Source organism: Caulobacter sp. SLTY (genome assembly GCF_009905535.1).
GTDB lineage: Bacteria > Pseudomonadota > Alphaproteobacteria > Caulobacterales > Caulobacteraceae > Caulobacter.
In genome coordinates this window covers 1-21,314 of record NZ_JAAALA010000009.1, presented here as the reverse complement: position 1 = coordinate 21,314, position 21,314 = coordinate 1, and the positions used below count along the sequence as shown (strand labels likewise).

The 21,314-nt window shown below is 69.0% G+C and carries 23 protein-coding genes; 6 read left to right on the top strand and 17 right to left on the bottom strand.

What is annotated here, in order from left to right:
* Positions 1–3: 3 nt before the first annotated feature.
* The 5 genes from mutS to dnaK form a co-directional block, all read right to left on the bottom strand.
* Positions 4–2,673: a DNA mismatch repair protein MutS gene (gene mutS / locus GVN21_RS07005; RefSeq protein WP_166574008.1), complete on the bottom strand. Its 2,670-nt coding sequence runs from the start codon at positions 2,671–2,673 to the stop codon at positions 4–6.
* A 58-nt stretch (positions 2,674–2,731) separates the two neighbouring features.
* A complete protein-coding gene (locus GVN21_RS07000) occupies positions 2,732–3,229 on the bottom strand; it encodes a hypothetical protein (RefSeq protein WP_166574007.1) in 498 nt (165 codons plus the stop codon).
* 69 nt (positions 3,230–3,298) lie between these two features.
* Positions 3,299–3,880, bottom strand: a complete 582-nt coding sequence (locus GVN21_RS06995; protein ID WP_166574006.1) for a hypothetical protein — start codon at positions 3,878–3,880, stop codon at positions 3,299–3,301.
* Positions 3,881–3,970: 90 nt separating this feature from the next.
* Positions 3,971–5,131, bottom strand: coding sequence for a molecular chaperone DnaJ (gene dnaJ / locus GVN21_RS06990; protein WP_166574005.1), 1,161 nt, complete (start codon positions 5,129–5,131; stop codon positions 3,971–3,973).
* Between the two features lie 188 nt (positions 5,132–5,319).
* Complete coding sequence (gene dnaK, locus GVN21_RS06985; RefSeq protein WP_166574004.1) at positions 5,320–7,230, bottom strand: molecular chaperone DnaK; 1,911 nt, start codon at positions 7,228–7,230, stop codon at positions 5,320–5,322.
* A 245-nt stretch (positions 7,231–7,475) separates the two neighbouring features.
* Here dnaK and GVN21_RS06980 point away from each other — a divergent pair, with 245 nt between their 5' ends.
* Both GVN21_RS06980 and GVN21_RS06975 read left to right on the top strand, forming a co-directional pair.
* The gene (locus GVN21_RS06980) at positions 7,476–8,081 is read left to right on the top strand and encodes an alpha-ketoglutarate-dependent dioxygenase AlkB (protein ID WP_166574003.1); all 606 of its coding nucleotides are present in this window, start codon (positions 7,476–7,478) and stop codon (positions 8,079–8,081) included.
* An 81-nt stretch (positions 8,082–8,162) separates the two neighbouring features.
* On the top strand, positions 8,163–9,059 hold the full coding sequence (locus tag GVN21_RS06975; RefSeq protein ID WP_166574002.1) for a dienelactone hydrolase family protein: 897 nt from the start codon (positions 8,163–8,165) through the stop codon (positions 9,057–9,059).
* Between the two features lie 486 nt (positions 9,060–9,545).
* Here GVN21_RS06975 and dnaA read toward each other — a convergent pair whose 3' ends face one another.
* Positions 9,546–10,970 (bottom strand): chromosomal replication initiator protein DnaA, encoded by a 1,425-nt coding sequence (gene dnaA, locus GVN21_RS06970; RefSeq protein ID WP_166574001.1) that lies wholly within the window; start codon positions 10,968–10,970, stop codon positions 9,546–9,548.
* Between the two features lie 427 nt (positions 10,971–11,397).
* Positions 11,398–11,667 carry a 30S ribosomal protein S20 gene (rpsT, locus tag GVN21_RS06965; protein ID WP_166574000.1) on the bottom strand — a complete coding sequence of 90 codons (270 nt, stop codon included), beginning with the start codon at positions 11,665–11,667 and terminating at the stop codon, positions 11,398–11,400.
* A gap of 147 nt (positions 11,668–11,814) precedes the next feature.
* Between rpsT and GVN21_RS06960 the strand changes: the two genes are divergently transcribed.
* On the top strand, positions 11,815–12,282 hold the full coding sequence (locus GVN21_RS06960) for a hypothetical protein (RefSeq protein WP_166573999.1): 468 nt from the start codon (positions 11,815–11,817) through the stop codon (positions 12,280–12,282).
* Between the two features lie 126 nt (positions 12,283–12,408).
* On the opposite strand, the gene GVN21_RS06955 is transcribed toward GVN21_RS06960, so the two are convergent.
* A complete protein-coding gene (locus GVN21_RS06955; protein ID WP_166573998.1) occupies positions 12,409–13,188 on the bottom strand; it encodes an enoyl-CoA hydratase in 780 nt (259 codons plus the stop codon).
* 38 nt (positions 13,189–13,226) lie between these two features.
* Between GVN21_RS06955 and GVN21_RS06950 the strand changes: the two genes are divergently transcribed.
* Positions 13,227–14,027 (top strand): sulfotransferase domain-containing protein, encoded by an 801-nt coding sequence (locus GVN21_RS06950; protein WP_166573997.1) that lies wholly within the window; start codon positions 13,227–13,229, stop codon positions 14,025–14,027.
* A gap of 465 nt (positions 14,028–14,492) precedes the next feature.
* On the opposite strand, the gene mutM is transcribed toward GVN21_RS06950, so the two are convergent.
* Positions 14,493–15,344, bottom strand: coding sequence for a bifunctional DNA-formamidopyrimidine glycosylase/DNA-(apurinic or apyrimidinic site) lyase (mutM, locus tag GVN21_RS06945; protein ID WP_166573996.1), 852 nt, complete (start codon positions 15,342–15,344; stop codon positions 14,493–14,495).
* 106 nt (positions 15,345–15,450) lie between these two features.
* On the opposite strand from mutM, the gene GVN21_RS06940 reads away from it, so the two are divergent.
* Together GVN21_RS06940 and ubiB are read left to right on the top strand one after the other, a co-directional pair.
* Positions 15,451–16,209 carry a class I SAM-dependent methyltransferase gene (locus tag GVN21_RS06940; RefSeq protein ID WP_166573995.1) on the top strand — a complete coding sequence of 253 codons (759 nt, stop codon included), beginning with the start codon at positions 15,451–15,453 and terminating at the stop codon, positions 16,207–16,209.
* A 1-nt stretch (position 16,210) separates the two neighbouring features.
* A complete protein-coding gene (gene ubiB / locus GVN21_RS06935) occupies positions 16,211–17,713 on the top strand; it encodes a 2-polyprenylphenol 6-hydroxylase (protein WP_166573994.1) in 1,503 nt (500 codons plus the stop codon).
* Between the two features lie 4 nt (positions 17,714–17,717).
* Here ubiB and GVN21_RS06930 read toward each other — a convergent pair whose 3' ends face one another.
* The 8 genes from GVN21_RS06930 to GVN21_RS06895 all read right to left on the bottom strand — a co-directional run.
* Complete coding sequence (locus GVN21_RS06930) at positions 17,718–18,140, bottom strand: Fur family transcriptional regulator (protein WP_166573993.1); 423 nt, start codon at positions 18,138–18,140, stop codon at positions 17,718–17,720.
* 41 nt (positions 18,141–18,181) lie between these two features.
* Positions 18,182–18,595 carry a GNAT family N-acetyltransferase gene (locus tag GVN21_RS06925; RefSeq protein WP_166573992.1) on the bottom strand — a complete coding sequence of 138 codons (414 nt, stop codon included), beginning with the start codon at positions 18,593–18,595 and terminating at the stop codon, positions 18,182–18,184.
* On the bottom strand, positions 18,582–19,232 hold the full coding sequence (gene tsaB / locus GVN21_RS06920; RefSeq protein ID WP_166574104.1) for a tRNA (adenosine(37)-N6)-threonylcarbamoyltransferase complex dimerization subunit type 1 TsaB: 651 nt from the start codon (positions 19,230–19,232) through the stop codon (positions 18,582–18,584). The genes GVN21_RS06925 and tsaB overlap by 14 nt, the downstream gene beginning before the upstream one ends.
* Complete coding sequence (locus GVN21_RS06915; RefSeq protein WP_166573991.1) at positions 19,232–19,861, bottom strand: DUF1131 family protein; 630 nt, start codon at positions 19,859–19,861, stop codon at positions 19,232–19,234. Before GVN21_RS06915 ends, tsaB begins: the two co-directional genes overlap by 1 nt.
* Before the next feature lie 46 nt (positions 19,862–19,907).
* A complete protein-coding gene (locus tag GVN21_RS06910; protein ID WP_166573990.1) occupies positions 19,908–20,102 on the bottom strand; it encodes a hypothetical protein in 195 nt (64 codons plus the stop codon).
* A 1-nt stretch (position 20,103) separates the two neighbouring features.
* Positions 20,104–20,286, bottom strand: a complete 183-nt coding sequence (locus tag GVN21_RS06905) for a hypothetical protein (RefSeq protein ID WP_166573989.1) — start codon at positions 20,284–20,286, stop codon at positions 20,104–20,106.
* Positions 20,283–20,492, bottom strand: coding sequence for a hypothetical protein (locus GVN21_RS06900; RefSeq protein WP_166573988.1), 210 nt, complete (start codon positions 20,490–20,492; stop codon positions 20,283–20,285). Before GVN21_RS06900 ends, GVN21_RS06905 begins: the two co-directional genes overlap by 4 nt.
* Before the next feature lie 216 nt (positions 20,493–20,708).
* On the bottom strand, positions 20,709–21,314 hold a 606-nt coding region (locus tag GVN21_RS06895; RefSeq protein ID WP_166573987.1), incomplete at its 5' end, for a HesA/MoeB/ThiF family protein.

Sequence of the window (21,314 nt, the reverse complement as noted above, 5' to 3'; positions counted from 1 at the left end):
TGCTCAGATCAGCCCCTTGAGCCGGTAGAGCGCCTCCAGCGCTTCGCGCGGGCTCATGCCGTCCGGGTCCAGCCCCTTGAGCGCCTCCTCCGCCGGGCTTGGCCCGAACTTCGGCGGGGTCGGCGCGGCCATTTCGAATAGCGGCAGTCCCTCCAGCCTGGCCGGGCTGTGGCTGTCGGCCTCCAGCCGTTCCAGAACTTCGCGGGCGCGGACGACCACCGGCGGCGGCACCCCGGCCAGCTTGGCGACCTGAACGCCGTAGCTGCGGTCGGCGGGCCCGGGACCGCATTCGTGGAGGAAGACCAGGTCGCCGTTCCACTCCTTGGCCCGCAGGGAGAGGTTGGAAACGTGGGCCATCCGCTCCTCGAGGCTGGCCAGCTCGTGATAGTGGGTGGCGAACAGAGCGCGGCAGCGGTTGGTGTCGTGCAGGGCCTCGGCGCAGGCCCAGGCGATGGCCAGGCCGTCCCAGGTGGCGGTGCCGCGGCCGATCTCATCGAGGATGACGAAGGAGCGGGGCGTGGCCTGGGTCAGGATGGCGGCGGTCTCGACCATCTCGGCCATGAAGGTCGAGCGGCCGCGCGCCAGGTCGTCTCCTGCCCCCACCCGGCTGAACAGCCGATCGACGACGCCCAGGGTCAGGGCCTGGGCCGGGACGTAGCTTCCCGACTGAGCCAGCACCGCCAGCAGGGCGTTCTGGCGCAGGAAGGTCGACTTACCGGCCATGTTCGGGCCGGTGACGATGCTCAAACGCGCGCCCTGCGCCCCCGCGCCATCCAGGCAGCAGTCATTGGGGGTATAGGGGTCGCCCTGGCGGCGGACCGCCGCCTCGACCACCGGATGGCGGGCGGCCTTGGCGTCGAAGCACAGGCTGTTGTCCACCGACGGGCGGCAGGCGCCGGCGTCCTCGGCCCATTCGGCCAGGGCGCTGGCGACGTCCAGGCAGGCGAGGCCCGCCGCCGCCGCGCGCAAGGGCTCGGCCAGGGCGGCGGCCTGGTCGCGCCAGGCCTCGAAGGTCTGCACCTCGATGGCCAGGGCGCGCTCGCCCGCCTGGGCGATGCGGGCGTCCAGGTCGGCCAGCTCGACGGTGGTGAACCGAACCTGGTTGGCCAGGGTCTGGCGGTGGATGAAGGTGGCGTTCAGCGGCGGCTGGAACAGGGGGTCAGCCTTGCCGGCCGTGGTCTCGACGAAATAGCCGAGCACGGCGTTGTGGCGGATCTTCAGCGGCACCCCGCTCTCGGCCGCCAGCCGCGTCTCCAGCCCGGCGATCACCCGGCGGGAATCGTCGCGAAGGCCGCGCGCCTGGTCGAGTTCGGGGCGGATACCCTCGGCGACGAAGCCGCCGTCGCGGGCCTGGGCCGGCAGGTCGGGGCCGAGGCCCGTCTCGAGCGTCGCCAGCAGGCCCGACAGGTCGATGGAATTGCTGGGAGCGATCGCGGTCAGCGCCGCCTCGATCTCGGCCGGCGGCGGGGTCAGAGGTTCACCGACCGAAAGGCCGGCAAGGGCCTCCCCGACCTTCAAGCCATCGCGCAGGCAGCCAAGGTCGCGCGGACCGCCCCGACCGAGCGCCAGGCGAGACAGCGCCCGGGCCATGTCGCCTGCCCGGCGCAGGCCCTCGCGGGTCTCCTCGCGCAGGCGGCGGCGCTCCAGGAACCATTGCACGGCATCCAGACGCGCCTCGATCCGGGCAGGATCGAGCAGTGGCCGGGCCAGCCGCTCGGCCAGCAGGCGCGAGCCTGGCGCGGTGACGGTGCGGTCGATAGCGCCGAGCAGGCTGCCTTCCCGCTGGCCGCCAGTGGTCTTCTCGATCTCAAGGCTGGTCCGAGTGGCCGGGTCGATGGCCATGACGTCAGCCTCGCCCGCCCGGCGCGGCGGCGACAGGGCCGGCATCCGCCCCGCCTGGGTGACCTCCAGATGGGCGGCGATCAGGCCAAGCGCCGAGATCTCCGCGCCCGACAGGCCGCCGAAGCCATCGAGGGTCTCGACGCCGTAGAGCCGCTTGACCCGCGCCTCGCTGGCGGAGGGTTCGGCCAGGGCCTGGGCCATCGGCTGGACCAGACCGCCGGACAGCTTGAGGGCCGCCGACAGATGTTCGTCCGCGAACAGGCGGTCGGGCACAAGAGTTTCGGACGGGCTCAGCGCGGCCAACGCGGCAGCGAGGCCGGAGGGCGCCAGCAGCAGGCTCTCCACCTGGCCGGTGGATAGCTCGACGCTGGCCACCGCCGCCTGGCCGGCCCGCAGGGCCACGGCGGCGAGGCGGTTGGCGCCCCGGCTGTCGAGCAGGCTGTCTTCGGTCAGGGTCCCGGGGGTGATAATCCGCACCACGTCCCGGCGAACGATAGCCTTGGAACCGCGCTTCTTGGCTTCGGAAGGGTCCTCCATCTGCTCGCAGACGGCGACCTTGAAGCCTGTGCGGATCAGCTTGGCGAGATAGGCCTCGGCCGCATGGACGGGCACCCCAGCCATCGGGATCGGCTGGCCGTTGTGGTTGCCTCGGAAGGTCTGGCTGATGCCTAAGGCGGCGGCCGCCTTGATCGCGTCCTCGAAGAACAGCTCGTAGAAGTCGCCCATCCTGAAGAAGACCAGGGCGTCCGGCTGGCGCGCCTTGGCTTCGAAATACTGGGCCATGACCGGCGTGGCGCCGGCGGCTTCGGGCAGGGAAACAGGAGCGTTCATCGAACGGCCAACCTAACGGCGGCGGCGGTGAATCGACAGGCCCAAATGCGCCCTCTGTTCAGGGCGCGACGAAGGTGAAGGAGGCCTTGAACGGGTCGACCCAGGCCGGCGCCGCCACGCCCTCGGGGACGCCGATCAGCAGCTGATAGAGCTTGCCCTCCCGGTAGATCACCCGCTTGGTGATGGTGGTTCCGGTCGAGGTGACCACGACGATGTCCTCGGCCACGGCGCCGGGGATATCGATGCGCTGGCGCGACAGCTGGCGATCGCCGCGCGCCTCGCTACCCCTGGCGGCCGCGTCGAAGGAAGCGTCGATGTCGCGGTCCTTGTCGGCGAAGGTGGCGGAGATGACCGCGATCATCACATCCCCCTGCCGGGCTGCGTAGAATTTGAAGCGAATGTCTCTGCTGGTTTCGGACCGGATGTCGGGGGCGGCCGGCAGGTTGATGGAGAAGCCTTCGTCGGGATAGCTGAACCGCGTCCAGCCCGGCTGGGCAAAGGCGGCCGAGCCCACGACCAGCAGGACCAGGGCCGACAGCCAGGCAAACTTGCGCATCTTCAGGACTCCTACCCAACGAGGAGCAACTTAGCGCTGACCTGGAAACTCGCGAGACGAAAAGGGGGCTTAGTCGGCCACCGGCGCCATCTTTCCAGGCGCCGCCGGGGCGGCCGGGGCGCTCAGACGGAAGCTGTTGATGAAGCGGTCGGCGCCCTCCAGCGGGGCGTCGGCGGCGCCGACAGCCATGACCTGATGGAAACTTGTGCCCTGGATGACCATGCGGATCTGCATGGTGACGCCCGTCTCGGTGGAGCGCATGATCAGGTCCCGGGCCGGCGCGCCGTCGACGGTGAGGTCGGCCTTGCTGACCAGCTGGTTGCCGCCGACCGCCAGGGCGCCGCTGGTGGCGGCGTCCAGGGCGGTCTTGGGGTCCAGCGCGCCGCTGACCGAGATGACCAGGAAGGCGCCGGTGGTGCCGGCCTCCAGCCGGGCGATGTCCATCGTCGCTCCGCCGGGGGTGGTGTCCTGCGAGAGGGAGGGAACGCCGGGGAACTCGACGCGGTAGCCGTACTTGCTGTCCTTGTGGGTGCGCCAGGACCCCTGCGCGAAAGCGACATCATGCAGGATCGGAACGGCGGCCAGGCTTCCGCAAACCAGGGTCAGGGCCAGGGCCAGGGGTCGGGATGCGGAAAATAGGGCTCGCGACATTCACCGCTCCGAACGCACGGCCGTTCTGGCCGAATGGGACACGAGGGCCGTCCTAGGCCCTTTTGACGCCGCGGTCAGCCTGAGATGCGCTCAAGCGCCCGTGACGTTCGACCAGAAGCGCTTGGCTTTGCCCACGAAGTTGGCGGATTTGGGGTGCTGGGCTTCGCCGGTCAGATCGGCGAACTCGCGCATGATCTCCTTCTGGCGAGCCGACAGCTGCGTGGGGGTCTCCACGAACAGCTCGACCACCAGGTCGCCGCGCTCGCGCGAGCGCAAGGACGGCATGCCCCGGCCCTTGAGCCGCACGGTCTTGCCGGTCTGCACCCCTTCGGGGACTTTCACCATCAGCCGGCACTGGCCGTCGCACTTCTCACCGCCCATCAGGCAGGGCGCCTCGATGTCGCCGCCGAGTACGGCGGTGGCCATCGGCACCGGCACGGTGCACAGCAGGTCCAGCCCATCGCGCTCGAACAGTTCGTGCGGCGTGACCGACAGGAAAATGTAGAGGTCGCCGCGCGGGCCGCCGCGTTGACCGGCGTCGCCCTCGCCCGCCAGGCGGATGCGCGAGCCATCGTCGACCCCGGCGGGGATGCGCACCGACAGGACCCGTTCCTTCCGCACCTGGCCGGCGCCATGGCAGTTCTTGCAGGGGTCCATGATCATCTTGCCCGAGCCGCCGCAGCGGGGGCAGGCGCGCTCGATCGAGAAGAAGCCCTGCGTCGCCCGCACCCGTCCGGCGCCGCCGCAGCTGCCGCAGACGGTGGGGCTGGTGCCGGGCTTGGCGCCGGAGCCGTCGCAGACCTCGCAGGTGATGCTGGAGGGCACCTTGATCTCGACGTCGGCGCCGGCATAGGCCTGCTCCAGGCTGATCTCCAGGTCATAGCGCAGGTCGGCGCCGCGAGCCGGACCGTTGTTGCGCTGCTGGCGGCCACGGCCGCCGCCGAACATCTCGCCGAAAGCGTCGCCGAACACCTCGTTGAAGATGTCGTGGACGTCGTGGAAGCCCTGGCCGCCACCGCCGCCATTCATGCCGTTGACCCCGGCATGGCCGAAGCGGTCGTAGGCGGCGCGCTTCTGCGGATCGCTGAGGACCGAATAGGCCTCGTTCACTTCCTTGAAGCGAGCGGAGGCGTCTTCGCAGCCGCCGTTGCGGTCGGGATGGTGCTGCATGGCCATCTTGCGGAACGCGGACTTCAGGCCCGCGTCGTCGCAGCCACGCTGCACGCCAAGGATGTCGTAGTAGTCGCGCATGGCGGCTTAAGCTTACCCAGACGTCGATGTTTGGAGATGGGAAGTATCCCGTCCCGCTTCAAGCCCATTCTCCAAGCAGGAGACGGCGATGCGGGACGGGACTTCTGCGTGCGTTCGCGAAGGCGGCGGCGACGCTCCCCGAAGAGAGGTATGCCTAAACTGAGCCGCCTTCACGATGGGGCGCATTGTCACGCCGACTTCTTGTCGTCGTCCACTTCCTCGAACTCGGCGTCGACGACGCCTTCGTCCGAGGTGGTTTCCGAGGCCGAAGACTCGGAACCGGCGGCCTCGCCCTGCTGGGCCTTGTACATGGCCTCGCCGAGCTTCATCGACGCCTGGATCAGCGTCTGGGTCTTGGCGCCGATGTCCTCGGCGTCGTCACCCTCGACCGCCGTCTTGAGGTCGGCCAGGGCCGTCTCGATGGCGGTCTTGTCTTCAGCGCTCACCTTGTCGCCGTGTTCAGCCAGGGCCTTCTCGGTCGAGTGGATAACCGCGTCGGCCTGGTTCTTGGCCTCCACGCCGGCCTTGCGCTTCTCGTCGTCCGCCTTGTTGGCCTCGGCTTCCTGGACCATCTTTTCGATGTCGGCGTCCGACAGGCCGCCGTTCGCCTGGATGCGGATGGCCTGTTCCTTGTTGGTCGCCTTGTCCTTGGCGGTCACGTGAACGATGCCGTTGGCGTCGATGTCGAAGGTGACCTCGATCTGCGGGATGCCGCGCGGCGCCGGCGGGATGCCGGCCAGATCGAACTGACCCAGCATCTTGTTGTCGTTGGCCATCGGCCGCTCGCCCTGGAAGACCCGGATCGTCACGGCCGACTGGTTGTCGTCGGCGGTCGAGAAGGTCTGGCTCTTCTTGGTCGGGATGGTGGTGTTGCGCTCGATCAGCGGGGTGAACACACCGCCCAGGGTCTCGATGCCCAGGGTCAGCGGGGTCACGTCCAGCAGCAGCACGTCCTTGACGTCGCCTTGCAGAACGCCGGCCTGAACGGCGGCGCCCAGCGCCACGACTTCGTCCGGGTTCACGCCCTTGTGGGGCTCACGGCCGAAGAACTCCTTCACCGCCTCGACGACCTTGGGCATGCGGGTCATGCCGCCGACCAGGACCACCTCGTCGATGTCGCTCTTCTTCAGGCCGGCGTCCTTCAGGGCCTGCTCGCAAGGGCCGATGGTCTTCGCGACCAGGTCCTCGACGAGCGCTTCCAGCTTGGCGCGCGACAGCTTGATGTTCAGGTGCAGCGGGCCGGACGCGTTCATGCTGATGAAGGGCAGGTTCACCTCGTACTGGGTGACGCTCGACAGCTCCTTCTTGGCCTTTTCGCCTTCTTCCTTCAGGCGCTGCAGGGCCAGCTTGTCCTTGCGCAGGTCGACGCTGGTTTCCTTTTTGAACTCGTCGGCCAGGTAGTCGACGACGCGCATGTCGAAGTCTTCACCGCCCAGGAAGGTGTCGCCGTTGGTCGACTTCACCTCGAAGACGCCGTCGCCGATCTCCAGGATCGAGACGTCGAAGGTGCCGCCGCCCAGGTCGTAGACGGCGATCTTCTTGCCGTCGTTCTTTTCAAGGCCGTAGGCCAGCGCGGCCGCGGTCGGCTCGTTGATGATGCGCAGGACTTCCAGGCCGGCGATCTTGCCTGCGTCCTTGGTCGCCTGACGCTGGGCGTCGTTGAAGTAGGCCGGGACGGTGATGACCGCCTTGGTCACCGGCTCGCCCAGGTGCTGCTCGGCGGCTTCCTTCATCTTCTGAAGGGTGAAGGCGCTGATCTGCTGGGGCGAGTAGTCCTTGCCGTGGCTGCGAACATAGGCCGCGCCGCCGGGACCGGCCACGATCTCGTAGGGGACCATGTCCTTGTCCTTGGCCACCACCGGATCATTGTACTGGCGGCCGATCAGACGCTTGATGGCGAAGAAGGTGTTGGTCGGGTTGGTCACCGCCTGGCGCTTGGCCGGCTGGCCGACGATACGCTCGCCGTCTTCCTGGATGCCCACCACCGAGGGGGTGGTGCGGGCCCCTTCCGCGTTCTCGATGACCTTGGGGTTCTTGCCGTCCATGATGGCGACACAGGAATTGGTGGTGCCCAGGTCGATGCCGATGATCTTGCTCATCTCGCGGTCTCTCACTCCTCGTTTGGCGGACGGAATTCCTGGGGGCCTGGGATTCCAGCGCCCTTGACGTTTCCCTGTTCCGTCCCCGGCTTGATTGGCCTTGCGGCCGGTTGAAAATGGATCGCAACTTTCCGTTTGGGGAAAGCAACGGTTCGAGTCGCCATATGGGGATCGACCAACGTCCCGCAAGGGCAAAACCCCAATTGCCGTGGGGCTTTGCCCGGCGACGCGCTAGAAGTCCAGACATGTCTGTTCCATCGGGATTTCAACTGCTTCCCGCCGCGCTGGACGCCCCGGCGCAGCAGGCCCTCGTCGTCAGGGTGATGGCCGCCCTGGAGGTCGCCCCGGCCGAGCAATACCGGGTCCCGCGCGGCGGGCGGATGAGCGTGGCGATGAGCGGATTCGGGGCGCTGGGCTGGGCGTCCGACACGCGGGGCTACCGCTATTCGCCGGTCCATCCGGGCACGGGAAATCCTTGGCCGGCGATCCCGGACGTCCTGCTGGCGCTCTGGGCCCGGCTGGCCGATCCGGCGGTTCCGCCCGACAGTTGCCTGATCAACCTCTATCGCGGCGAGGCGAAGATGGGTCTGCACCAAGACCGCGACGAGGCCGACTTCCGCTTCCCCGTGCTGTCGGTGTCGTTGGGCGACACGGCGGTGTTCCGGATCGGCGGGACCAGCCGGGGCGGCCGGACGGCTTCGGTGCGGCTGGCGTCCGGGGATGTCTGCCTGCTGGCCGGCGAGGCCCGGCTGGCCTTCCACGGCGTCGACCGCATCCTGGCCGGCAGTTCCACCCTGGTTCCCGGCGGCGGTCGGATCAACCTGACCCTCCGCCGGGCGGCGCCCGCCTGATCACGGATGTTGGGCAACTGTCTTTGCGGTGCGTCATTCCGACGCTAGGTTGAGGAGACTATCAGGCTGGGAGGAGCCGACATGCAGACCCTGACCCGTCCGGAAGGCACTGAGCCTGGCGATCTCAACGTCTCGCGCCGCCTGCTGGGCGGCCTGTTCTTCGCCGGCTATGCGGCCGCCGCCGTCTCGGCCGAGGCCGCGCCGATCAAGACCGACGACAAGGATCTGGTGACCGGGGTGGAGATGATCCCCTCCTTCGACCGCGCCATCCCCGCCTATGTCGCCCGGCCCAAGGGTCGCGGCGCCTTTCCGGCAGTTCTGGTGGTGTCGGAGGTGTTCGGCATCCACGAATACATCCGCGACACCTGCCGGCGGCTGGCCAAGGCCGGGTATGTGGCCATCGCTCCGGACTTCTTCGTCCGCCATGGCGACCCGGCCCCTGTCACCGACTTCGCGGTGATCCGCAAGATCGTCGGCGACACCACCGATGCGGAGACCGAAGGCGACATCAACGCCACGGTCGCCTGGCTGAACGGCCAGCGGTTCGTCGACCCCGAGCGCAAGGCCATCACCGGCTTCTGCTGGGGCGGGGCTGTGGTCTGGACGGCCTGCGCCCGCAAGCGGGACTTCCGCTGCGGGGTGGCCTGGTACGGCCGCCTGGCCCGGCCGCCGGCCGGCAGCTTCCTGGGCGAGCCAGACCGCACCTGGCCGCTGGAAACCATCGGCCGGCTGAAATGCCCGGTGCTCGGCCTCTACGCCGGCAAGGACCAGGGCATCCCGCTGAAGGACGTCGAGGCCGCCCGCGAAATCCTGGTCCGAACCAAGAAGACCGGCAGCGACATCATTGTCTATCCGGACGCCCAGCACGGCTTCCACGCCGACTACCGCGCCACCTACGACGCCGCGGCGGCGCAGGACGGGTGGTCGAGGATGATGCTGTACTTCGCCCAGAACGGCCTGCCGGCGCGGCGACGGTAGGGCCCAAGGCGGGCGCTATGGTTCCGTAGTTCCGCCCGCCTTGGGGGCGGGGGACCGCGCGCGAATACGCGCGTGGTGGTGGGGGCAGCGCTCGCCTTTCGGTTTGATCATGAACGCGGCTGTCACAGGTGCGCCAGAACGCCACCTAACCTGACAAGCCGGCTCTGCCCCCTCAGTCCGGCGCCTATTCGCGCCGGACAGCTCCCCCAGAGGGGCAGGGCCATCGCATATGACCGTCGGTTCTAGGTTTCTTTCCCTTCTCCCTAAGGGAGAAGGAGGGGCCCGCCGCGAAGCGGTGGGAGGAAGAGGGTTTAGGGACGGTGGGAATAGGGCAAGCAGCGTAAACTCTCTCCTTCCCACGCTGCTTTCGCAGCGCGGGCCCCTCCCTCTCCCTCGCGGGAGAGGGTTTGAAGGTCGCTTGCCGCCATATGCGATAGCCCTGCCCAGAGGGGGAGCGACTTCGACTGCGAGGCTCCCCTGGCGGGGCTACCCCCGCAGCTTCCGGGTCAGCGTCTCCAGATCCCGCGCCAGCACCGCGTCATCCGCCTTCAGCTCCTCGATCCGTCGCACGGCATGGATCACCGTGGTGTGGTCGCGGCCGCCGAAGCGACGGCCGATGTCGGGAAGCGAGCGGGTGGTCAGTTGCTTGGCCAACCACATGGCCGCCTGGCGGGGCCTGGCGATCGCGCGGTTGCGGCGCTCGCTGAGCAGGTCGGCCTGGCGCAGGCTGTAGTGCTCGGCCACCGCCTTCTGGATGTCGTCGACGGTGACCCGCTTTTCCTGCCCGCGAAGGTGCGGGCGCAGGATGTTCTGGGCCTCTTCCAGGCTGAGCAGGCGCACGTCCTCGCCGGCCCGGGCGATCAGGGTGTTGAGGGCGCCTTCCAGCTCCCGCACGCTGTCGGTGAACCGGTCGGCCAGGAACTGCATGACCTCGATCCGGGCCGTGGCCTGGAAGCCGCCGGTGCGGCCCAGGGCCTCCAGCTTGCGCTCCAGGATGCCCAGGCGCAGGCCGCGATCCGCCGGCTCCAGCCCACAGACCAGGCCCGCCGACAGATGGCTGCGCAGGCGGGCGTCGACCTCATCCAGCGCCGCCGGCGGCCGATCGGCGGAGAACACCACCCGGCTTCCGTCCTCCATCAGAGCGGTCAGGGTGTGGAACAGCTCTTCCTGCGACGACTGCTTGCCGCCGATGAAGTGGACGTCGTCGATCAGCAGCAGGTCGGCCGCGCGCAGCTCTTCCTTGAAGGCCGCGGTCTGGCGATCCATCACCGCGCGGACGAAGGTCGACAGGAAGCGTTCGGCGGTCAGGTAGACCACCTTCTTCTCGGGGGCGTTGCGCATGGCCTCCCAGGCCATGGCGTTGAGCAGGTGGGTCTTGCCGAAGCCGTAGGGGCCATGGAAGACGACCGGGTTAAAGTGGCCGTCGGCCCAGCTGGCCACCCGCTTGGCGACCGCATGGGCGAACTCGTTGGCCGGGCCCGGCACGAAGGTGTCGAAGTTGAACCGCTCCTGCAGGCCGCTGTTGCGCTGGGGCCGGGCCCCGGCGGTGGCCGGCGAGACCAGCGGAATGTCGGAAGACACCGGGTCGGCCATCTCGATCACCTGCGCGCTGGAAGAGGCGGCGACCGGCGACACGCCGCCGGTGGACTCGAACTCCATCCGCGACTTGAGATCAAGGCGACGACCCTGCGGGTCGTTCTGAGCCCAGAGCTCGGAAATACGCCGCCAGGCGTTGCGGCGGATCCAGTCGCGGGCGACGCCCGTGGGGGTGACCAGAACCAGGGCCCCGTCAGGCCCCTCTCGCAGCGCGGCCTGGGCCAGCCACGACCCGAAATCCGCCTCGCCGAGCTCGCGACGAAGGGCCGTGCAGGCCTTTCCCCAAACCGAGATCGCCGGGGCCGAAGAGGTCATGCTCTGCCCGCCAGATGTTATCATTGCCCACCATCTTTTTTCTTGCTTCAGCCCAGGTCCGAAACGTCCGCCCCCACGACGAAAGTCCCGGTTCTCAAGGCGCAATTCTTCCCCGCGCGGCGGATAGACTCTATCCGTCGCCGCCGCCCGGGAGCCCGAAAACTCCGGGATGAAAAGCGCTGAGAAAGAAACCTTAGAGCCGCCGTTCAGGGGGGGTCAAACATGAAATTTGGAGTCTCTGGCGGATAAATCTGTTGACTCCAGAGAGCCCCTCGCCTGGCAAGGGAAAACCTTAATTCTAGTTCCGGGGACTGAGTTAATGGGTCGCACGGCTGTGATCAGCGGACGAACGAAAGCCGCCCGAGAGTGGCTCTCGGGCGGCTCGAAAAACTCTGAAAATTCAGAAGGTTGGCTTGGCGCCTAAAGCTTAGGCGGCCGACAGCTTCTTCAGCTGGGCGTGCAGGCGCGAGACCTTGCGCGAGCCGGTGTTCTTGTGAACCACGCCCTTGGAGACGGCCCGCATCAGCTCCGATTGAGCCTCGACGAAGGCGGCCTTGGCGGCGGTGGCGTCGCCGGAGGTCACGGCCTCTTCGAACTTGCGCAGGAAGGTGCGGACGCGCGAGCGGCGAGCCTTGTTCACTTCGGTGCGGCGTTCGATCTTGCGGATCGCTTTCTTGGCGCCGGGATTGTTGGCCATGGGTGTCTCTTGAAACCTTGAACGGAACAGCGGGAGCCTCGGGCCGCCCACCGGATAATCGGAAGCGCGGCGATATACGGGAAGGCGCCCCGGTGGTCAATGCGGATTCCCCCTCGCCAGCACCGCCCCGGCGGATAAGCTGGCGCCATGCGCCGTCGCACCGTCCTGCTCGCCTGGCTCGCCCTTCCCCTGGGGGCTTGCGGCCTGATGCCTCCCGCGCCGCTGGTCATCGTCTGCGACCCGGACCTGGCCGGGCCGCTGGAAACCGCGGCCAACGCCTGGCCCGGCCGCCGAGGCGCGGAGGTCCAGATCGTGACCGACATTTCCAAGCGCGAACTGGGGCTGAAGATGGAGGCGCTCCGGGGCGGCCTGATCGCCACCCGCGAGCTTCGGCAGGCCGACCGCATCCAGCGCCTGGGCTTGGCCAAGCTGGAGAACCGCTGGACCCGCAAGGTTGCCGAGGGCCCGGTGCAGCTGGTCGTTCCGCGCGGCGACTTCCAGTCCGAACACGCGGCCGTCGCCTTCGCCAAATGGCTGGCCAGCCCGGACGCCGACCGGTTCGTGGACACGCCGGCGGCGAGCCCCATGCGGCTGACCCTGCTGACGGCGCCTTAGGGGACCGGTTGGCCGAAGGCCTACCTGTCCCCGATCCGCGCCGGCGGTCGAGCCGAGCGCGATCCAGACGCTGGTGCTGGTCGGGGACAGGAAGCCCGCCCGTGGGCGAGCATCCGGTCCCCCCGACTACTGCCCGGTGAAGTTCGGCTTCCGCTTCTCGACGAAGGCCGCCATGCCTTCCTTCTGGTCGTCGAAGGCGAACAGGCTGTGGAACAGGCGGCGCTCCAGGGCGACCCCGGTGGTCAGGGTGGTCTCGTAGGCGGCCTCGACCAGTTCCTTGTTCATGGCCACGGCCAGGGGCGACTGGCCGGCGATCTTCTTCGCGGCGGCCAGCGCCTCTTCCATCAGCTTGTCGGCGGGCACGACGCGGGACACCAGGCCCGAGCGCTCGGCCTCTGCGGCATCCATCATCCGGGCGGTCAGGATCATGTCCATGGCCTTGGACTTGCCGACGAAGCGGGTCAGCCGCTGGGTGCCGCCGATGCCGGGGGCGACGCCGAGGTTGATCTCCGGCTGGCCGAACTTGGCCGTCTCCGAGGCGATGATGAAGCTGCACATCATCGCCAGCTCGCAGCCGCCGCCGAGCGCATAGCCGCTGACCGCGGCGATGATCGGCTTGCGGAAGGTCTCGATGCGCCGGGCGGCGGCGGTGAAGAAGTCCAGCTTGAACATCTGGGCGTAGGTCTTGTCCGACATCTCCTTGATGTCGGCGCCGGCGGCGAAGGCCTTTTCCGAGCCGGTCAGCACCAGGCAGCGGACGGCGTCATCCGCCTCCGCCGCGTCCAGCGCCCTGCCCAGGTCAGCCAGCAGCTGGCTGTTCAGCGCATTGAGCGCCTCAGGGCGATTGAGCTTCACCAGGAGGACTCCGTCCTCGGGAGTCTCGACGATCAGGGTTTCGTAGGTCATAGCCGAACTCATAGCCCACTGGCCGCGACGCTCAAGACATGAACACCGCCTTCGCCCTCCACTGCCTCAACCGCGATCTGACCAACCTGGCGCTGATCAAGCACCGCGACTGGGACGGCTATCTGGTCACCGGCCAGCATTCGGGGACGCACTGGATCAAGTGGATGCTGAGCTGGGCGATGGCCCACCGCTACGGCCTGGAGCCGCCGAAGTTCTACAACAACAACACATCTAACGCGGTGATCGGCCACCCGAAGCACAAACTGGCCTTCCAGGGCGTGCCACGCATCGCCTCCAGCCATTCGATCCCGGCCTATCCGGTGCAGTGGGGCTGGGTGCGGGGCCTTGCGCCCCTGCCGACCTATGCGGTGGTGATGCGGGACATGCGCGACGTGCTGATCTCGAACTACGAGAAGTGGAAGACCAAGTACGCCGTGCCGTTCGAGGTCTATGTCGAGGGCGACCCGACCTCGAAGACCTATGTCTGCGATGTCTGGTGGTACATCCGCTTCATGAACCGCTGGGGGGAGGTGGCCCAGCGGTTTCCGGCCGAGACCCATATCCTGAAGTACGAGGACTTCCGCCGCGACCCGGCCGCCCAGCTGGCGGTGATCGCGGGGCATCTGGGGATCGACCTGCGGCCCGAGGATATCGAGGCGGGGGTCAGGGCCGGGACCAAGGAAAACATGCTGGCCTTCGACGATCCGAGCGCGCCCGGCCGGGCCGTGCGCGAGGATGGTCGCGGCGATACGCGTTGGACGCCGGAAACCACGGCCCGGCTGCAGGCGATCCTGAAAGAGCACCTGAAGCACGACTTCGGCTACGACTTCGGGATCTGAGATGATCGCTCTCCCCCCGCTCGCGGGGGGAGTGGCTTTGGCGAGCGCTGCAAGCGAGCCAAACCGAGGGGGGTTCGTGAGACCGGGCTGGGTCTGAGCCTCATCCGGACAGAGTCCCAGGCAAGCCCAACCGTCCCGTCACTCGTCACGCCCCCCGCCTGGTCCGTCGCTCACGCTCCGAACCGTTCCCCCCCTCCCTGAGGGAGGAGGGCTATCGCATATGAGAATTGGTCCGGATTTCTTTTCCTTCTCCCTGAGGGAGAAGGAGGGGCCCGCGCCCAAAGGGCGTGGGAGGTAGAGGGTTTAGGGACGGTGGGAGTAGAGCAGGCAGCGTAAACCCTCTCCCTCCCACGCTGCATTCGCAGCGCGGGCCCCTCCCTCTCCCTCAGGGAGAGGGCTTGAAAGTCGCTTCCCGCCATATGCGATAGCCCTGCCGCAAGCGGGGGGAGAGCGACATAGTGGTCCCTACTTCTGGCATTTCGGGCAGTAAAACGTCGATCGCCCCGACTGGACCAGGCGTGCAATCGTCCCGCCGCATCCCGGCGTCGGGCAGGGCTCGCCCTCGCGGTCGTAGACCCGGAAGCGATGCTGGAAATAGCCCAGCGCTCCGTCGGCCGCCGCGAAGTCGCGCAGGGTCGAGCCGCCGACCTCGACCGCCTCGGCCAGCACGTCCTTGATCGCGTTGACCAGCGGGCCGATCCGCTTCTTCACGATCCCCCCGGCGGGTTTGAGCGGCGAAATCCCCGCCCGGTGGAGCGCCTCGCAGACATAGATGTTGCCCAGGCCCGCCACGGTCCGTTGGTCCAGCAACAGGGTCTTGGGCCCCTGCTTGCGGCCGGCAAAGGCCTTGATCAGGGTCGCCTCGGTGAAGTCGGGGCCAAGCGGCTCGGGTCCCATGCCGGCGAACCAGGGATGGCTGTCGATATCCATCTCCGGGATCAGGCTCATGAAGCCGAACCGCCGGGGGTCGTAGTAGGTGACGCAGGCCCCGGCCTCGGTCTCGAACACCACATGGGCGTGCTTGGGGTCGGGGTCGACGGCGCGGGCGAACTCGCCGGGCGTGGCGCCGTCGATCTCGAACCGGCCGGTCATCCCTAAGTGCATCACCAGGATATCGCCCCGGTCGAGGTGTCCAAGCAGGTATTTGGCGCGGCGGTCGAGGCGATCGATCCGCGCGCCCGTCAGCCGCTGCACGAAGCCGTCGGGCAGGGGGAAGCGCAGATCCGGTCGATTGAGCTGCACGCGGACAAGCCGGTGGCCCTCCAGGGCCGGCTGCAATCCACGGCGGACAGTCTCGACTTCAGGTAACTCGGGCATAGCAGTCCTTGGTTTGTCGCGCGTCGGGCGACGGAACCGGAACCACTTCCGCCTGACGCGCTCCAGTTGGCTAGCGAAGACCGGCCTCGCGGTCTATGGACAGCGCATGAGCGAGCAGCGCGCCACCTTTGGATACCGCGACGTCGATCCGGCCGAGAAGCCGGGACTGGTGCGGGGCGTTTTCGACCGGGTCGCCGGCAATTACGACCTGATGAACGACCTGATGAGCGCCGGCGTCCATCGGCTGTGGAAGGACGCGGTCGCCGCCCGGCTCAATCCCCAGCCCGGCGAGGTGATCCTCGACCTGGCCGGCGGCACCGGCGACATGGCCCGGCGGTTCGCCAGAATGGCCCGCGCCGCCCAGCTGCGTCGGGGCGGCGAGGACGCGGTCATCCACGTGCTGGACTACAATGCCGAGATGATCGCCGCCGGGATAGCCCGGGGCGGCGAGCCGGAGCTGACCTGGGGCGTTGGCGACGCCATGCGGCTGCCGCTGCCGGACGCCTGCGCCAACGCCTATTGCATCAGCTTCGGCATCCGCAACGTGACGGACATCTCCGCCGCCCTGCGCGAGGCGCGGCGGGTGCTGAAGCCCGGCGGGCGGTTCCTCTGCCTGGAATTCTCGCGACCGGTGAGCGAGGCCCTGCGGGCCGGCTATGACCTGTGGAGCTTCAAGGCCATCCCGGCCATCGGCGAGATGGTCGCCAACGACCGGGCCAGCTACCAGTATCTGGTCGAGAGCATTCGCCGCTTCCCGGATCAGGAGACCTTCGCCGCGATGATCCGCGAGGCCGGGTTCTCCAGAGTCACCTACACCAACTTCACCGGCGGGGTGGCCGCCCTGCATCACGGCTGGGCCATCTAGCATGCCGTCTCTATCGGCCATCGGCCGGCTGATCGGGGTGGGCTGGGCGCTGGTGAGGGCCGACGCCCTGCTGCCGCGCGAGATTCACGACCACCTGCCCCCGTCGGCGAGGTTGGCGGCCAGCCTGCTGCGGATTCCGGCCGGCGGCCCCGCGCGCCAGGGGCGGCCCGGCGAGCGGCTGGCGCGGGTGCTGGAGCGCCAGGGCCCGGCCGCCATCAAGCTCGGCCAGTTCCTGGCCACCCGCGCCGATATCTTCGGCGGCCAGTTCGCCGACGATCTGGCTCACCTCAGGGACCGGCTGGAGCCCTTCCCGACCAAGGTCGCCCGCGCCGAGGTCGAGCGATCGCTGGGCCGGCCGATCGAGGCCCTCTTCGCCGGCTTCGGCGAGCCGGTCGCCGCCGCCTCTCTGGCCCAGGCGCACGAAGCCAAACTGCTCGACGGACGCAAGGTGGCGGTCAAGGTGCTGCGGCCCGGCGTTGAGCTTCAGGTCGCCCGCGACAGCGGCGCCTTGCGGCTGGCGGCCGACTTGGTCGAGGCCATGGTCCCTCCGGCCCGCCGGCTGGAGCCCCGCGCCTTTGTCGAGACGGTGATCCGCGCCCTGGACCTGGAGTTGGACCTGCGGTTCGAGGCCGCCGGGGCCGACGAGCTGCGCGAGGTCATGGCCCGCGACGCCTTCATGGCCGTCCCGGCCATCGTCTGGGACGGAGTCGCCAAGCGGGTGCTGACCCAGGAATGGGCGGGCGGGCGGCCCCTCTCCGATCCCACGACCCTGGACGATCCGGCCTTCGACCGCCCGGCCCTGGCCAACAACCTGACCCGCGCCTTCCTGGCGCAGGCCCTGGACCACGGCGTTTTCCACGCCGACCTGCACGAGGGGAACCTGTTCGTCAGCCCCCCGGCGGGTCTGACCGCCATCGACTTCGGCATCGTCGGCCGGCTCGGCCCCATGGAGCGGCGGTTTCTGGCCGAGATCCTCTACGGCTTCCTGATGCGCGACTACCAGCGGGTGGCCGACATTCATTTCGAGGCCGGATACGTGCCCGCCCACCACGACCGCGCCGCCTTCGCCCAGGCCCTGCGGGCGGTGGGTGAGCCGGTGTTCGGCCGCGCCGCCAGCCAGGTGTCGATGGGCCGGCTGCTGGCCCAGCTGTTCGAGATCACCGCGCTGTTCGACATGCGACTGCGCCCCGAGCTGGTGCTGCTGCAAAAGACCATGGTCACGGTCGAGGGCGTCGCCCGCCGGATCGATCCCGAACACGACCTGTGGGCCGCCGCCGACCCCATCGTCCGCCGCTGGATCACTCGCGAGCTGTCGCCGGCCGCGCGGGTGCGGGAACTGGCCGCCGAGGTCCACCGCGCCGCCAAGGCCATCGTGCGGCTGGCCGAAAACCCCACCCCGACCACGGTGGTGGCGGTGGAAGAGAACCCCTCGAAGATGCTGTGGTTCTCGGTCGGCGCCGCCGTCGCGGGCGTCACCTTCCTGGCGGCGGTCGTGCTTTTCTAACCCGCTACTGGACCTTCTCGCCCTCCTCGAGCGGCATGCCGTAGAGTTCCAGCCGGTGATCGATCAGCCGGTAGCCGAGCTTGCGGGCGATGGCCTGCTGCAGCCGTTCGATTTCCTCGTCGACGAATTCCACAACCTGGCCGGTCTTCATGTCGATCAGGTGGTCGTGGTGATGATCAGGCGCCTCTTCATAGCGCGAGCGGCCGTCGCGGAAGTCGTGCCGCTCGATGATCCCGGCCTCCTCGAACAATCGCACCGTGCGATAGACCGTGGCGATCGAGATGTGCGGATCGACGCCGTGGGCCCGGCGGTACAGCTCCTCGACGTCCGGATGGTCGGTGGCAGTGGACAGCACGCGGGCGATCACCCGGCGCTGGTCCGTCATGCGCATGCCTTTTTCGATGCAGAGCTTTTCAAGACGGTCCATGGGGCCTCCGGCGAGTCAGCCGCAAGATAGTGGGACGGGGCTCACCTGTTAAGGGAAAGCCGCATCACGAGGGCGTCGATGGGCGGGCTGTCCGTGCGGCGGTAGTAGCCGACCCGACGGCCGGCGATCTCGAACCCCAGGCCGGCATAGAGGCGCGCGGCGGCATGGTTGTCCTCCGCCACCTCCAGGAACATCGCCTCGGCCCCCAGCGCGATGGCCCGGACCACCGCCTGTTCCATCAGCCGGGTGGCCAGCCCTTGCCGGCGGGCGGCGGGCGCGACGGCCAGGGTGATGATCTCCGCCTCCCCGGCGATGGCGCGGGCGAGAACAAAGCCCTCCTCCTGGGCGATGGCGAAGGCGCCGGGGCTGTCGAGGAGGGCGGTGAACTCGGCCGCGCTCCAGGGGTGGTCGAAGGCCTGGGCGTGCAGCGTGGCCAGCACCTCAGGCGGGGGCATAGGGATCGATGCCCCCCGGTAGCTTGGCGTCCGGCGTGCGCAGATACAGCGGCCGAGCCGGCGGAACCGGGTCCCGAACCGCAAGGGCCAGTCTGGCCACCGCCACCGGGTCCGGCCCGTTCGGGGTTTCAACCACCGCGTCGGGCAGCAGAGGCGAGAGCAGCGGCGCGCCGGAGCCGACCAGGGTGGCCGGGCCGTCCCCAGCCAGCTCGGCCAGGCGGGCGGCGGCCGTTTCGACCGCCAGGGCGTCGGGGGCCATCAGCGGGGCGCCGTCCCGGAAGGCCTGGAGATAGATCTGCGAGCGGCGGGCATCGACAGCCGCACAGACGAAGCCTTTTCGCCCCGCCGCCAGCGCCGGCAGGGCGCCGACCCCGACCAAGGGGATGGAAAGGGCCGATGCCAGGCCCTTGGCGAAGGCCAGGCCGACCCGCAGGCCCGTGAAGGAGCCGGGGCCGATGGTGGCCGCCACACGGTCCAGGTCGGCGAACGACCGGCCGGCCATCAGCTCCTCGACCATCAGCGCCAGCCGCTCCTGATGCCCCCGGCTCATCGGCTCGGAGCAGGCGGCCAGCACCGTTTCCCCGTCCACCAAAGCGGCCGAACAGGCATCCAGGCAGGTATCGACGGCCAGCAGGATCAATTGGCGATCGGGGCCTGCCAGAGGAACTCGCGCAGGAAGCCTTTCTCCGCCAGGGCGGCGGCGTCCGGCGCGTCCCCGGGATTGCCCTTCAGCTCGCCCGGCGCGCCATAGACCAGGGCCAGGTTCGGGGCGTCGGCCCGGCGGCAGAGGGCGGCGCCGGACATGCGGTCGGCGCCGAGCACGCAGTCGGTGGCGGCGAAGCCGGACACCTTGAAGGAGTCCATGATCTTCTCGCCCTTGGGACCGACCACCGGGCCACCCTGGGCCAGGATGCGGCTGACCTTGCCCTTGGCGCCCTGCAGCTCGAGCGACAGCTCCTGGGGGCCATAGGCGGTGATTATCGGCGTCTCGCCGCCTTCCTCATGCAGGTAGGCGGTCTTGATCTCGGAGCCCGGCAACAGGGCGGTGACCGTGGCGGCGTCGAAGGCGGTGGCGCCGTTGATCGGGCCGATGCCGTCGTTGCTGGCGGACCAGGCGGGAACGGCGCCGGACGCGTCGGCCGGCATCGTGGCCTCGGTGGCCGGGGCGACCTGAACTTTGTCGGCCTTCTCGGACTGGGGCCCACAGGCGGCCAGGATCAGCGAGCCGAGGAGCGCGCCGGCGAACAAGGGAAAGGAGGTTTTCATGGCGCCAGCCTACCCCGTCCCGGCGGCCGAATGAACTGTCTTCGGATCAACCCTCGGGCTCGCCGGCCTGCAAGGCGGCGGAGCCCGCGGCCGTAATCGTCCAGCCCTCGCGATTTCGGGCCGCCAGGCCAAGCTCGGTCAACGCCCGCGCATCGGCGATGTTGATCCAGTCCACCGGCTGACCGGAAGCCTTTTCGCCGAGGTTTTTCAGCGCCGTCCATTGGCCGTCGGTCAGGGTCACGTCATTGTCCTCCCGACAGGGGATCAGGGCGGGTGGCCGCCCGCCGGGCCAGGGTGTGGTCCAGCACCTGCCGCAGACGGTGGACCTCCGCGTTCAGGTCGCCGACGTCGCCCTCCAGGGTGGCGACCCGAAGCTTGAGATAGTCGTTCTCGCGGCGTAGGCGCGCCGCCTCCTCCTCGCTCATGGCCGCGCCGCCTCCCGACTGCGGATCACCGCCCGAAGCAGGGTCTGGCGGCGAGGCGACAGGCCGCCCGCGGAAAGCTCGGTGCGCGCGCCCTCCAGCACCTCGCCGCGATGGCGCCCGCCCAGAGCCCAGGCCTCGGCCCGCACCTCCGCATCGAGGATGGGATCGGCGCTGAGCGCCTTGAAGAACCCGTAGAGGCCGCTCATCGGGGCGACCGCGTCGAGCGCGGATCCCCAAGGACGGGAGCGAAGGACGGCCGGCTCGCGGAGCGTCGTCCGGTTGACCGGGGATCGATCAGGATCTGGCGGACTGGGGGAGGATTGGACACGGCGGTCCTTTCGAGCCGACGTGTCGTCGCGAAACGCGCATCTCCCGTCGGCTCTCAATCCTATAGGCGATCGCGGCGCCAAAGGCTCGCTGAATCAACCGCCGCAGGCCGGACAGGCCGGGTCGGCGCCCACCTTCACCGTGCGGCTCTCGCCCGCCAGGCCGTCGTAGATCAGCAGCCGCCCGGCCAGCGGCTGGCCCGCCCCGGCGAGCAGCTTTACCGCCTCCAGCGCCATCATCGAGCCGATGACCCCGGCCAGCGCCCCGACCACCCCGACCGCCACGCAGGTCTCCGCGTCGGGCGGAACCTCCGGCACCAGGCAGCGGTAGCACGGCTTTCCGGCAAACACCCCCACCTGACCGGTCCAGCGACCGATGGCGCCGGTGACCAGAGGGACGCCCGCCGCCAGGCAGGCGTCGCTGACCAACAGCCGGGTCTCGAAATTGTCCGTGCCGTCGAGCACCAGGTCGTGGCCAGCGACGATCTCCGCCGCGTTAGCCCCCGTCACCGCGGGCGCGGCCCGGGTCGTCACATGGGGATTCAGGCCCTCCAGCCGCTCCGCCGCCGCCTGCGTCTTGGCCCGGCCGACGTCGGCGGTGGCGTAGAGCACCTGGCGCTGCAGGTTCGACAGGCTGACCACGTCCTCGTCGCTGAGGGTGATCCGCCCCACCCCCGCCGCCGCCAGATACAGGGCCGCCGG